Source organism: Pseudomonas sp. USHLN015 (assembly GCF_037153275.1).
GTDB lineage: Bacteria > Pseudomonadota > Gammaproteobacteria > Pseudomonadales > Pseudomonadaceae > Metapseudomonas > Metapseudomonas tohonis.
Window position 1 is genome coordinate 371,242 of record NZ_JBBCKP010000001.1, and the last position, 12,802, is coordinate 384,043.

14 protein-coding genes are annotated in these 12,802 nt (G+C 65.7%); 10 read left to right on the plus strand and 4 right to left on the minus strand.

Annotated elements, in window-relative coordinates; translation table 11 throughout:
* Nucleotides 1-12 precede the first annotated feature (12 nt).
* From WFQ67_RS30310 to WFQ67_RS01750, 3 genes are all read left to right on the plus strand, one after another.
* A complete protein-coding gene (locus WFQ67_RS30310; protein ID WP_442969563.1) occupies nucleotides 13-2,616 on the plus strand; it encodes a phosphomannomutase/phosphoglucomutase in 2,604 nt (867 codons plus the stop codon).
* A 16-nt stretch (nucleotides 2,617-2,632) separates the two neighbouring features.
* Nucleotides 2,633-3,538: an acetylglutamate kinase gene (argB, locus tag WFQ67_RS01745; RefSeq protein WP_111262959.1), complete on the plus strand. Its 906-nt coding sequence runs from the start codon at nucleotides 2,633-2,635 to the stop codon at nucleotides 3,536-3,538.
* 136 nt (nucleotides 3,539-3,674) lie between these two features.
* On the plus strand, nucleotides 3,675-4,124 hold the full coding sequence (locus tag WFQ67_RS01750) for an acyl-CoA thioesterase (protein WP_213627612.1): 450 nt from the start codon (nucleotides 3,675-3,677) through the stop codon (nucleotides 4,122-4,124).
* A 6-nt stretch (nucleotides 4,125-4,130) separates the two neighbouring features.
* Here WFQ67_RS01750 and WFQ67_RS01755 read toward each other — a convergent pair whose 3' ends face one another.
* Nucleotides 4,131-4,715: a DUF4124 domain-containing protein gene (locus tag WFQ67_RS01755; protein WP_173178546.1), complete on the minus strand. Its 585-nt coding sequence runs from the start codon at nucleotides 4,713-4,715 to the stop codon at nucleotides 4,131-4,133.
* Nucleotides 4,716-4,741: 26 nt separating this feature from the next.
* Nucleotides 4,742-5,383 carry an orotate phosphoribosyltransferase gene (gene pyrE, locus WFQ67_RS01760; RefSeq protein WP_111262956.1) on the minus strand — a complete coding sequence of 214 codons (642 nt, stop codon included), beginning with the start codon at nucleotides 5,381-5,383 and terminating at the stop codon, nucleotides 4,742-4,744.
* 81 nt (nucleotides 5,384-5,464) lie between these two features.
* Here pyrE and WFQ67_RS01765 point away from each other — a divergent pair, with 81 nt between their 5' ends.
* The gene (locus tag WFQ67_RS01765) at nucleotides 5,465-6,244 is read left to right on the plus strand and encodes an exodeoxyribonuclease III (RefSeq protein WP_031287526.1); all 780 of its coding nucleotides are present in this window, start codon (nucleotides 5,465-5,467) and stop codon (nucleotides 6,242-6,244) included.
* Between the two features lie 54 nt (nucleotides 6,245-6,298).
* On the opposite strand, the gene WFQ67_RS01770 is transcribed toward WFQ67_RS01765, so the two are convergent.
* Nucleotides 6,299-6,664, minus strand: a complete 366-nt coding sequence (locus WFQ67_RS01770) for a DUF4870 domain-containing protein (RefSeq protein ID WP_111262955.1) — start codon at nucleotides 6,662-6,664, stop codon at nucleotides 6,299-6,301.
* Between the two features lie 22 nt (nucleotides 6,665-6,686).
* Nucleotides 6,687-7,406 (minus strand): ribonuclease PH, encoded by a 720-nt coding sequence (gene rph, locus WFQ67_RS01775; protein WP_111262954.1) that lies wholly within the window; start codon nucleotides 7,404-7,406, stop codon nucleotides 6,687-6,689.
* A 138-nt stretch (nucleotides 7,407-7,544) separates the two neighbouring features.
* Between rph and WFQ67_RS01780 the strand changes: the two genes are divergently transcribed.
* From WFQ67_RS01780 to WFQ67_RS01805, 6 genes are all read left to right on the plus strand, one after another.
* Entirely contained in the window at nucleotides 7,545-8,408 is an 864-nt protein-coding gene (locus WFQ67_RS01780; protein WP_173178548.1) for a YicC/YloC family endoribonuclease, read from the plus strand.
* An 11-nt stretch (nucleotides 8,409-8,419) separates the two neighbouring features.
* Nucleotides 8,420-9,040 carry a guanylate kinase gene (gene gmk / locus WFQ67_RS01785; RefSeq protein ID WP_337056029.1) on the plus strand — a complete coding sequence of 207 codons (621 nt, stop codon included), beginning with the start codon at nucleotides 8,420-8,422 and terminating at the stop codon, nucleotides 9,038-9,040.
* Nucleotides 9,041-9,162: 122 nt separating this feature from the next.
* A complete protein-coding gene (rpoZ, locus tag WFQ67_RS01790; RefSeq protein ID WP_111262951.1) occupies nucleotides 9,163-9,426 on the plus strand; it encodes a DNA-directed RNA polymerase subunit omega in 264 nt (87 codons plus the stop codon).
* Nucleotides 9,427-9,486: 60 nt separating this feature from the next.
* Nucleotides 9,487-11,595, plus strand: coding sequence for a bifunctional GTP diphosphokinase/guanosine-3',5'-bis pyrophosphate 3'-pyrophosphohydrolase (gene spoT, locus WFQ67_RS01795; protein ID WP_111262950.1), 2,109 nt, complete (start codon nucleotides 9,487-9,489; stop codon nucleotides 11,593-11,595).
* 28 nt (nucleotides 11,596-11,623) lie between these two features.
* Nucleotides 11,624-12,004 carry a RidA family protein gene (locus tag WFQ67_RS01800; protein WP_021218912.1) on the plus strand — a complete coding sequence of 127 codons (381 nt, stop codon included), beginning with the start codon at nucleotides 11,624-11,626 and terminating at the stop codon, nucleotides 12,002-12,004.
* 59 nt (nucleotides 12,005-12,063) lie between these two features.
* Nucleotides 12,064-12,801 carry a hypothetical protein gene (locus WFQ67_RS01805; protein WP_337056030.1) on the plus strand — a complete coding sequence of 246 codons (738 nt, stop codon included), beginning with the start codon at nucleotides 12,064-12,066 and terminating at the stop codon, nucleotides 12,799-12,801.
* Nucleotide 12,802 lies beyond the last annotated feature (1 nt).

The window sequence follows — 12,802 nt, forward strand, 5'->3', positions numbered from 1 at the left end:
GGGGGACCTCCAGTGAAACTCTTCAAGCGCAACGCCAAGGACGCCGACACCGAGATCCTGGCCAGCCCTGCCGAAAAGAAGACGCCAGCCCGGGACAAGGGCCTGGGCGAGCTGCTGCCCGGCGCCATCGCCGCGGCCCTGGGTGTCGCCGCCGCTGGCGTGCTGCTCTGGGCCGCGCTGATCAACGGCGCCCAGCAGACCCAACGCAACCAGCTCAGCCAGGCCTGGGGTGAAAGCCAGGCCGGTGCACTGCGCCAGGCCCTGGCGCAGCTCGTCGCCGATACCGCCGCCGCCGCTCGCAACCCGGCCCTGGCCGAGGCGCTGAACAGCGGTGATGCCGGCCAGGTGCAGGCCGCCGAGCGCGGGCTCGGCTACTGGAACGCCGTGGTCGACGCGCACCTCAACCTGCCAGGCCAGGCCCAGCAAAACAGCCAGCGCGCAGCCCCGATGAACTTCGCCGCCCTGGACATGCTGCGCCGCGTCGAGGCCGGGCAGAAGCCCGCGCCCGAAGCCTATCGGGTCGGCCAGCGCTGGCTGGTTTACAGCGCCGCGCCACTGCGCCTGACCGACAGTTCACCGGTGCAGGGCACCCTGCTGCTGGTGGTGGACCTCGAACGCCTGCTCGGCGCCCTCGCGCCGCTGCCCGATGGCGTCGGCCAGTTGCAATTCACCCAGCAGTTCGGCAACGCCCCGGCGCAGACCCTGGCCTCACGCGGCGCGCAAGCCGAAGGCACGCCCATCGCGCTGAACACCGGCAACCCGAACTGGAAGCTGTCGTTCACCCCCGGCGCGCAACTGAGCGATTCGGGCATGTCGCCGATCCTGCTGGCCATCGCCGGGCTGCTGGCCCTGGCCGGAGCCCTGGTCGGCCTCTATCTGCTGCGCGGCAGCCTGCAACGCAAGTTGCTCATGGACGTCGTGCAGCTCAATCAGATGGTGCAAGAACTCTCCAGCGGCAAAAGCGTCAAAGCCTTCAGTCTGCGCCTGTCGGCGCTTGAGGCCCTGGCCCAGTCGCTCGCGCGACAGTCGCGGCGCAAGTCTGAGCCGGCGGCGGGCAGCGCTAACGGCGATCGGCAACCCGGCCCGGCGGTTACCCCCGCCCCGGCCCAGATGATCGAGCCACCCGTGTTGGCCGATCCGCTTTTCCAAGATACCGACATCCTCGATATCGACATCCTCGACGAAGACCAGGACCTCCTGGGATTGGAGCAAGCCCCCGCCATGAGCACCCCGCAAGCAGCACCCACCCTGCCCGCAAGCATCTTCCGCGCCTACGACATCCGTGGCGTGGTCGGCGATACCCTGACCGCCGAAACCGCCTACTGGGTTGGCCGCGCCATCGGCTCCGAGAGCCTCGCCCGTGGCGAACCGAACGTCTCGGTCGGCCGCGACGGCCGCCTCTCCGGCCCCGAGCTGGTGCAGGCGCTGATCCAGGGCCTGCTGGACTGCGGTTGCCAGGTCAGCGATGTCGGCATGGTGCCGACCCCGGTGCTCTACTACGCCGCCAACGTGCTGGCCGGCAAGTCCGGCGTGATGCTCACCGGCAGCCACAACCCGCCGGACTACAACGGCTTCAAGATCGTCGTCGCCGGCGAGACACTGGCCAACGAGCAGATCACCGCGCTGCACACCCGCATCAAGGAAAACGACCTGGCCAGCGGCGTCGGCAGCGTCGAGCAGGTCGAGATCCTCGACCGCTACTTCAAGCAGATCCGCGACGACATCGCCATGGCCAAGCCCATGAAGGTGGTGGTGGACTGCGGCAACGGCGTGGCCGGCGTGATCGCCCCGCAACTGATCGAAGCCCTGGGCTGCACCGTCATCCCGCTGTACTGCGACGTGGACGGCACCTTCCCCAACCACCACCCGGACCCGGGCAAGCCCGAGAACCTGGTCGACCTGATCGCCAAGGTGAAGGAAGAGAAGGCCGACCTGGGCCTGGCCTTCGACGGCGACGGCGACCGCGTCGGCGTGGTGACCAACCAGGGCACCATCATCTATCCCGACCGCCTGCTGATGCTGTTCGCCAAGGACGTCGTCTCGCGCAATCCGGGCGCCGACATCATCTTCGACGTCAAGTGCACCCGCCGCCTGACCGCGCTGATCAGCGGCTACGGTGGCCGCCCGGTGATGTGGAAGACCGGCCACTCGCTGATCAAGAAGAAGATGAAGGAGACCGGCGCGCTGCTGGCCGGCGAGATGAGCGGCCACATCTTCTTCAAGGAGCGCTGGTTCGGCTTCGACGACGGCATCTACAGCGCCGCCCGCCTGCTGGAGATCCTCAGCCAGGACAAGCGCGACGCCGAGCACGTGTTCTCCGCCTTCCCCAGCGACATCTCGACGCCGGAGATCAACATCACCGTCACCGACGAGAACAAGTTCCGCCTGATCGAGCGCCTGCAGCGCGACGGCACCTGGGGCGACGCCAACCTCACCACCCTGGACGGCGTGCGCGTCGACTATCCCAAGGGCTGGGGCCTGGTACGCGCCTCCAACACCACGCCGGTGCTGGTGCTGCGCTTCGAGGCGGACACCGAGGAGGAGCTCGAGCGCATCAAGGAAGTGTTCCGCGCCCAGCTCTACACCGTAGCCCCCGACATCAACCTGCCGTTCTGATCCACCGGAGCCCTGCATGACCCTCAGCCGTGACGCCGCATCCCAAGTCGCCCAGGTCCTGTCCGAAGCGTTGCCGTACATCCGCCGCTTCGTCGGCAAGACCCTGGTCGTGAAATACGGCGGCAACGCCATGGAGAGCGACGAGCTGAAGGCCGGGTTCGCCCGCGACATGGTCCTGATGAAGGCCGTGGGCATCAACCCGGTGGTCGTGCATGGCGGTGGCCCGCAGATCGGCGACCTGCTCAAGCGCCTGTCCATCGAGAGCCACTTCATCGACGGCATGCGCGTCACCGACGCGCAGACCATGGACGTCGTGGAGATGGTCCTCGGCGGCCAGGTGAACAAGGACATCGTCAACCTGATCAACCGCCACGGCGGCAGCGCCATCGGCCTCACCGGCAAGGACGCGGAGCTGATCCGCGCCAAGAAGCTCACCGTCAGCCGCAAGACGCCGGAGATGACCCAGCCGGAAATCATCGACATCGGCCATGTGGGCGAAGTCACCGGGGTCAACACCGAGCTGCTGAACATGCTGGTGAAGGGCAATTTCATCCCGGTCATCGCGCCCATCGGCGTGGGCCCGGATGGCGAGTCCTACAACATCAACGCCGACCTGGTGGCCGGCAAGGTGGCGGAAGCGCTGAAAGCCGAGAAGCTGATGCTGCTGACCAACATCGCCGGCCTGATGGACAAGCAGGGCCAGGTGCTCACCGGCCTCTCCACCGAGCAGGTCAACGAGCTGATCGCCGACGGCACCATCTACGGCGGCATGCTGCCGAAGATCCGCTGTGCCCTCGAAGCGGTGCAAGGCGGCGTGACCAGCGCCCACATCATCGACGGCCGCGTGCCCAACGCCGTGCTGCTGGAGATCTTCACCGACAGTGGCGTCGGCACCCTGATCTCCAACCGCAAGCGTCACTGAGCCATCCCGAGGCCCAGGCGGTAGTCGAATAAGCCGGAGCGATCCGGCTTATTCATATCCGCGATCCACCCATCTCCGCTCTTGCCGTGGCGCGCCCGGGCGTCGAAGCTGGCCGCTCACTGCATGGAGCACGAGCATGGCCGCCACACCCCCCTCCCTGAACGACTTCACCTTCCTCATGCCGCTGCGCGTGCGCTGGGCAGAAGTGGACCCGCAAGGCATCGTCTTCAATGGCCACTACCTGACCTATGCCGACGTCGGCATCACCGAATACTTCCGCGCGCTGGGCATTCGCTACCCGGAGGACCTGGCACAGGACGGCGGCGACTTCTTCGCTGTGCGCACGCTCCTGGAATACCTGGCCCCGGCGCGCTTCGACGACGAACTGTCCATCGGCGTACGGGTAGGCCGGCTGGGGGGCTCGAGCCTCACGTTCAACATCGGTATCTGGCGCGGCGAGGCGGCCTTGACGGCGGGCGAGATCGTCTACGTCCACGCGGACGGCACGAGCCGCAGCAGCAAGCGGCTGCCGGACTGGCTGCGGGAGAAGGTCAGGGCATTCGAGCGGCGTGCCGCCGAGGGTTGATGCGGCTCAGCGCTGCAGCAGCTGGGCCAGGCGCTCACGGTCGGCGGCGAAGCCGGCCTGGGCATTCTTGCGGTCCTGCTGGTAGCGGGTGATGTCCTGCTCCAGGCGTTGCTGCTCGGCACGCAGGTTGTCGATCTGCGACACCAGTTGCTCCGGCACCTGGCGCCCGGCACGCTCGTTGTCGGCGGCCTGGGCCTGCAGGTTGGCCTGCTGGGTGCGCAGGGATTGCTGGTTGCCACGGGCCACGCTGATCAGGCCGTCGAGCTCGGCCAGCTTGCGCTGCAGAGCGCGATCGACATCCTCGACGCTGGTGTAAAGGCGCAGCAGCTGCGCATCGGAGCCGGCACGGGCCTTTTCCTCCTGCATGCGCTTGCGCTCTTCCAGGGTGGGCGCCGGCGGTATGGTCTTGACCACACGGCCCTGGTCGTTGAGGACCTCGTAGCCCTTGTCGATGTACTGCGAGGGCACCCCGAGCCGGTCGAGCACAATCACGCCCTTGTCATTGGTATAGCGATAGAGCTCGGCTTGCGCCAGAGCAGGCATCAACACACCCATGAGCAAGGCAAAGCGGACTGCACCGGATTTCGGCATAGGGACACCCTGTCGTTGTTGGCGAATCAGATTCCGTAGCTGGCGCGGTAGCTTTCGACCGCTGGCAGATACGTCTTCAGTTCAGCATCACCTGCGAGATATTCCAGCACCTGCTCCAGGGAGACGATGCTCACCACCGGCATGCCGAAGTCGCGCTCGACTTCCTGGATGGCGGACAGCTCGCCCTTGCCGCGCTCCTGGCGATTGAGGGCGATGAGCACGCCGGCGGCCTGGGCCTGCTGCGCCTGGATGATCTGCATGACCTCGCGGATCGCGGTCCCGGCGGTGATCACGTCATCGATGATCAGCACGCGGCCTGCCAGCGGGGCGCCCACCAGGGTGCCGCCTTCGCCGTGATCCTTGGCTTCCTTGCGGTTGAAGCACCAGGGGATGTCGATGCCATGGTGCTCGGCCAGCGCCACCGCCGTGGAGGCGGCCAGGGGAATGCCCTTGTAGGCGGGCCCGAACAGCACATCGAAGGGAATGCCGCTGTCGACCACCGCCGCCGCATAGAAGCGACCCAGCTGCGACAGCGCGAGCCCGCTGTTGAACAGGCCGGCATTGAAGAAATAAGGGCTGGTACGCCCGGACTTGAGAGTGAACTCACCGAAACGCAGTACACCGCGTTCGATGGCGAAGCGAATGAAATCGCGTTGATACGCCTGCATGTAAAAGCCCCGGACGGCACGGATTTAGCTAAATAGAAAGAGCTCGGGTATCATACACGCACGAGTTTTTAGGGGCCATTTATGCGGATCATCAGTGTGAACGTGAATGGTATTCATGCGGCAGCCGAGCGAGGACTCCTCAGCTGGCTGCAAGCACAGAATGCCGACGTGATCTGCCTGCAAGACACCCGCGCCTCTGCCTTTGATCTGGACGACCCGGCCTTCCAACTGGACGGCTATTTCCTCTATGCCAGCGATGCTGAAGTGCCAAGCCAAGGCGGCGTGGCGCTTTATTCGCGTTTGCAACCCAAGGCAGTGATCTGGGGTCTCGGTTTCGAGACCTGCGATCGTTATGGGCGCTACCTGCAGGCGGACTTCGACAAGGTGAGTATCGCCACCCTGCTGCTGCCTTCGGGCCAGGGCGGCGACGAGAACCTGAACCACAAGTTCAAGTTCATGGACGACTTCACCCACTACCTGAACAAGCAGCGCCGCAAGCGCCGCGAGTACATCTATTGCGGCTCGCTTTACCTCGCCCACCAGAAGCTGGATGTGAAGAACTGGCGCGATTGCCAGCAACTGCCCGGCTTCCTCGCGCCGGAGCGCGCGTGGATGGACGAGGTGTTCGGCACCATGGGTTACGTGGACGCACTGCGCGAAGTCAGCCGCGAAGGCGACCAGTACAGCTGGTGGCCTGACAGCGAGCAGGCCGACATGCTCAACCTCGGTTGGCGTTTCGACTATCACATCCTCACGCCGGGGATGCGCCGCTCCGTACGTAGCGCACGCCTGCCGCGCCAGCCGCGCTTCTCCCAGCATGCGCCGCTGATCGTCGACTACGACTGGCTGCTGAGCATCTGAAATCGCAAGCATGAAAAAAGCCGGCATCAGCCGGCTTTTTCGTTTCCGCGATGGCTACTTCACCGGGCGCCAGGTGAAGGGATAGCGATAGGCCTGGCCTTCGTTGGCCTTGATGCCACCGATGATGGTCAGTACCAGCGCTATCAGACCCACCAGCGGCAACAGCACGAAGCCGATCAGCACCAGCATCAGCAGCATGCACAGCAGGCCGGCGAGGGTCACGGTGATCTGGAAATTCAGCGCTTCCTTGCCCTGCTGGTCGATGAACGGATCGACGTCCTTCTTCACCTGCCAGAGAATCAGCGGGCCCAGCAGATTGCCGAAAGGCAGCACCACGCCAAGGAAAGCGGCGAAATGGCAGAACATCGCCCATTGCCTAACTTCCTGGTTGGGCTGCGGAACTTGGGTTGGCTCATTCATGCGTGTTTCCTCGGGTGGGTGATCAGTCGACCAGCGCGGCGCGCTGCAGCTCGAACAGCTCGGTGACGCCCTGCTTGGCCAGGGCCAGCATGGCGGTCAGCTCTTCCGGCTGGAAGGGCGCGCCCTCGGCAGTGCCCTGTACCTCGATGAAGCCGCCGGCATCGGTCATGACCACGTTCAGGTCGGTTTCGGCGGCGGAATCTTCAAGGTAGTCCAGGTCCAGCACCGGCTCGCCCTGGTAGATGCCGACGGAAACGGCGGCGACCATCTGCTTCAGCGGCTCGCCCTTCAGCGCGCCACGCTTCTTCAGGACCTTCAGCGCATCCACCAGGGCGACCATGGCGCCGGTGATGGACGCGGTGCGGGTGCCGCCGTCGGCCTGGATCACATCGCAATCCAGGTAGATGGTGTTCTCGCCCAGCTTGCTCATGTCCAGCGCGGCACGCAGGGAGCGACCGATCAGGCGCTGGATCTCCAGGGTACGGCCACCCTGCTTGCCACGGCTGGCCTCGCGCTGGTTACGCTCGCCGGTGGCACGCGGCAGCATGCCGTACTCGGCGGTGAGCCAACCCTGGCCCTGGCCCTTGAGGAAACGCGGCACGCCGGATTCGACGCTGGCGGTGCAGATCACCTTGGTATCCCCGAATTCGACCAGCACCGAGCCTTCGGCATGCTTGGTGTAGTTGCGGGTGATGCGGATCGAACGCAGCTGGTCAGCCGCGCGGCCACTGGGACGTTTCATCTGGGAATACCTGTCGAGGGGAAAATCTGACGGCCATTATAGAGGGCAGCCAGCCGCTGGGACATCGCCGCGTTGGGAGGGCCGCCGCTCTGGGCTACAATCGCCCTCTTCAACCCTGCCAACACCGAGAGGAAACCCATGGTGCACAGCATGACCGCCTTTGCCCGCGTCGAGCAGGCAGGCACCCACGGCACCCTGATCTGGGAACTGCGCTCGGTCAACCATCGCTACCTCGAGCCCCACCTGCGCCTGCCCGAGTCCTTCCGCGACCTCGAAGGCGCAGTGCGCGAAGCGCTGCGCCAGGGCATCTCCCGCGGCAAGGTGGAATGCACCCTGCGTTTCGCCGAGGAAAATGCCAGCCAATCCCTGCAGGTGGACCGCGAACGCGCCGCGCAACTGGTCGAGGCCGCCGAGGCCGTCGCCGCGCTGGTCAAGCAGCCGGCTCCGCTGAATCCCCTGGAGATCCTCGCCTGGCCGGGCGTCCTGGTCGCCGATTCGGCCGACCCGCAGGCGCTCAACGCTGCCGCCCTGGACGTCTTCGCCAAGGCCCTGGAGGAACTGCGCAATGGTCGCGCCCGCGAGGGTGCCGAACTGGCACGGCTGCTCAACGAGCGCCTCGACGGCATCCTCGAGGAGGTCGAGGCCCTGCGCAAGCTGGTGCCGCAGATGCTCGCCAACCAGCGCCAGAAGATCCTCGACCGCTTCGGCGAGATGAAGGCGGAGCTGGACCCCCAGCGCCTGGAGCAGGAACTGGTCCTGCTGGCGCAGAAGAGCGACGTCGCCGAAGAACTGGACCGCCTGAGCACCCATGTCGGCGAAGTCCGCCGCGTGCTCAAGGCCGGCGGCGCGGCAGGCCGTCGCCTGGACTTCCTGATGCAGGAACTCAACCGCGAAGCCAACACCCTGGGCTCCAAGGCCTTCGACCCGCGCTCCACCCAGGCGGCGGTCAACCTCAAGGTGTTGATCGAGCAGATGCGCGAACAAGTGCAGAACATCGAGTAAGAGACAGACACATGAGCGTCACTCCCGGCACCCTCTACATCGTTTCCGCGCCCTCCGGCGCCGGCAAGACCAGCCTGGTCAAGGCCCTGATCGACGCCGAGCCGCAGATTCGCGTATCGGTCTCCCACACCACCCGCGGCATGCGCCCGGGCGAGGTGGACGGCATCAACTACCACTTCGTCAGCCGCGAACAGTTCGTGCAGATGCTCGAGCACGGCGACTTCCTGGAGCACGCCGAGGTCTTCGGCAACCTCTACGGCACCTCGCAGCGCTGGCTGCAGAAGACCCTCGCCGAAGGTTTCGACCTGATCCTCGAGATCGACTGGCAGGGCGCCCAGCAGGTCCGCCACCTGATGCCCCAGGCCAAGTCCGTCTTCATCCTGCCGCCGAGCCAGGAAGCCCTGCGCCAGCGCCTGGACAATCGGGGACAGGACAGCGCCGAGATCATCGAGCGGCGCATGCGCGAAGCCGTCAGCGAGATGAGCCACTACGTCGAATACGATTACCTGGTGATCAACGACGACTTCGACGTGGCCCTGGAAGACCTCAAGGCGATATTCCGCGCCAACCGCCTGCAGCAGGCGCACCAGCAACTGGCCCACGGCGCCCTGCTGGCGCAGCTGCTGGACTGACCGCCCGGAAGCGCTGTTAAATCAGCGCTTCCATAAATGCTGGTGATTTTTTAGACTATCCAGTCCGCTCGCCCACTCGGGCAAATGCTTCCGCATCCAAATCTAGTGCTACGAGGAACACCATGGCCCGCGTTACCGTTGAAGACTGCCTGGACAACGTCGATAACCGCTTCGAGCTGGTCATGCTCGCGACCAAGCGTTCCCGTCAGCTCGCTACCGGCGGCAAAGAGCCCAAGGTAGCCTGGGAAAACGACAAGCCCACCGTTGTGGCCCTGCGTGAAATCGCTGCCGGCCTGGTGGACTACGACGTCATCGCCCAGGACGACATCGTCGAGGACGAGCCGCTGTTCGCCGCATTCGAGGACGAGGCCAACGAGGCCCTGTAAGTCCATGCCGGGTCGACGTCGTACGGCGCAGGGCCGCAACAGCCGGGAAGGAGCATCACCTTGCCGAGCATAGACGCCCTCGCCGAACGCCTTTCGACCTACCTCGGCAATGACCAGGTCAACCTGGTCCGCCGAGCGTATTTCTACGCCGAGCAAGCCCATGACGGGCAGCGCCGCCGCAGCGGCGAGGCCTACGTCACCCACCCGCTCGCCGTCGCCAGCATCCTCGCCGACATGCACATGGACCATCAGAGCCTGATGGCCGCGATGCTGCACGACGTCATCGAGGACACCGGCATCGCCAAGGAAGCGCTCACCGCGCAATTCGGCGATACCGTCGCGGAGCTGGTGGACGGGGTCAGCAAGCTGACCCAGATGAACTTCGAGTCCAAGGCCGAGGCCCAGGCCGAGAACTTCCAGAAGATGGCCATGGCCATGGCGCGCGACATCCGCGTGATCCTGGTCAAGCTGGCCGACCGCCTGCACAACATGCGCACCCTGGAAGTGCTGTCCGGCGAGAAACGCCGGCGCATCGCCAAGGAAACCCTCGAAATCTACGCCCCCATCGCCAACCGCCTGGGCATGCACAGCATGCGCATCGAGTTCGAGGACCTGGGCTTCAAGGCGATGCACCCGATGCGCTCCGAGCGCATCCGCGCAGCCGTCCGCCGCGCGCGGGGCAACCGCAAGGAAATCGTCAACAAGATCGAGGAATCGCTGACCCACTGCCTGGCCCGCGAAGGCATGGAAGGCGAGGTCATCGGCCGCGAGAAACACCTCTACAGCATCTACAAGAAGATGCGCGGCAAGCGCCGGGCGTTCAACGAGATCATGGACGTCTACGCGTTCCGCATCATCGTCGACAAGGTCGATACCTGCTACCGCGTGCTCGGCGCCGTGCACAACCTGTACAAGCCGCTGCCAGGCCGCTTCAAGGACTACATCGCCATCCCCAAGGCCAACGGCTACCAGTCCTTGCACACCACTCTGTTCGGCATGCACGGCGTGCCCATCGAAATCCAGATCCGCACCCGCGAGATGGAAGAGATGGCCAACAACGGCATCGCCGCCCACTGGCTCTACAAGTCCGCCGAGGACGACCAGCCCAAGGGCACCCACGCCCGCGCCCGCCAATGGGTCAAGGGCGTGCTGGAACTGCAGCAGCGTGCCGGCAACTCCCTCGAATTCATCGAGAGCGTGAAGATCGACCTGTTCCCGGACGAGGTCTACGTCTTCACGCCCAAGGGCCGCATCATGGAGCTGCCCAAGGGCTCCACGGCCGTCGACTTCGCCTACGCGGTGCACACCGACGTCGGCAACACCTGCATCGCGTGCCGCATCAACCGCCGCCTGGCGCCGCTGTCCGAACCGCTGCAGAGCGGCGAGACGGTGGAGATCGTCACCGCCCCCGGCGCGCGGCCCAACCCGGCCTGGCTCAACTTCGTGGTCACCGGCAAGGCCCGCACCCACATCCGCCACGCCCTCAAGCTGCAACGCCGCTCCGAGTCCATCAGCCTCGGCGAACGCCTGCTGAACAAGGTGCTGGCCGGCTTCGAAAGCGGCCTCGACCGCATCGCCCCCGAGCGTGTGCAGGCCGTGCTGGCCGAGTACCGCCTGGACGTGATCGAAGACCTGCTCGAAGACATCGGCCTGGGCAACCGCATGGCCTATGTGGTCGCCCGGCGCCTGCTGGCCAGCGAAGGCGAGCAGTTGCCCAGCCCCGAGGGCCCACTGGCGATCCGCGGTACCGAAGGCCTGGTGCTCAGCTATGCCAAGTGCTGCACGCCGATCCCGGGCGACCCCATCGTCGGCCACCTGTCCGCCGGCAAGGGCATGGTCGTGCACCTGGAAAGCTGCAAGAACATCGGCGACATCCGCCACAACCCGGAGAAATGCATCCAGCTCTCCTGGGCCAAGGACGTCGCGGGCGAGTTCAACGTCGAACTGCGCGTCGAACTGGAGCACCAGCGCGGCCTCATCGCCCTGCTGGCCAGCAGCGTCAACGCCGCCGACGGCAACATCGAGAAGATCAGCATGGACGAGCGCGATGGCCGCATCAGCGTCGTCCAGCTGGTGGTCAGCGTGCACGACCGCGTGCACCTGGCCCGCGTGATCAAGAAGCTGCGCGCGCTGAAAGGGGTGATCCGCATCACCCGGGTGCGCGCGTAGCAGAACCCCCAGGACCAAGGAGTTCCGCATGAGCAAGACCGTGATCAACAGCGACAAGGCCCCCGCCGCCATCGGCACCTACTCCCAGGCGATCAAGGCCGGCAACACCGTCTACATGTCCGGGCAGATCCCGCTCGACCCCAAGACCATGGAGCTGGTGGAAGGCTTCGAAGCCCAGACCGTCCAGGTGTTCGAGAACCTGAAAGCCGTCGCCGAAGCCGCTGGTGGCTCCTTCAAGGACATCGTCAAGCTCAACATCTTCCTCACCGACCTGTCGCATTTCGCCAAGGTCAACGAAGTGATGGGCCGCTACTTCGAACAGCCCTATCCCGCCCGTGCCGCCATCGGCGTCGCCGCCCTGCCGCGCGGCTCGCAGGTGGAAATGGACGCCATCCTGGTGATCGAATAACGATCGCCCGTGCGGGGCGCAGGCCCCGCCGCTCCACCCGCTTCAGGAAGGAACCCGCCATGCGCTCGACCCTCGCCCTGCTGATCGCCACGGCCGTCCTCGCCGGCTGCTCCAGCGCGCCCACCGACCCGAGCGGCATCTGGATCAACCAGACCGCCATCGACGAGGCCGCCAAGGAGGGCAAGCTGCGCGAGTCCCTGCTCGCCTACGGCCCCAACCTGGAATGGCAGATCGACGCCAAGGCCGGCACCGCCAACTACAGCAACGGCTTCGAGCTGGGAGAAGGCCGGCTGGTCAGCCAGGGCAAGGCACACTGGCGCGTCGACTTCTACGGCGATGAATTCCACGAGCAGCTCAGCCTCGATGGCAAGGAACTGGTACAGAAAGCCAGCGAGAACCTGCCCGAGCAGCGCTTCGTCCATCCCGCCAAGCCCGCCGCGGCCGACGCCCCGGAAGGCAGCAGTTTCGAATATGCCCTCTACCAGGCCTACCTCGGCGGCACCTGGAAGATCCTCGAAGGCACGGGCCAGGGCGGCCTGGTGCTGTTCCACCCCGACGGCCGCCTCGAAGGCCTGCCCGGCGCCGACCGTTTCGCCCTGTGCCTGGCGGGCGACTGCGCGGCCATGAGCGGCGAAAACGACAGCATCTGGCTGCAACTGGGCGCCCAGGGCAACCCCTGGATCTTCGTCCACGACGGCAACCGCCTGGAGATACTCGAGGCCGGCAACCGTTCGCAGATCGACGAGATGCCCGAGTACGCCCCCGGCAAGCGCGCCTGGCTGCTGGAGCGCCAGTAGG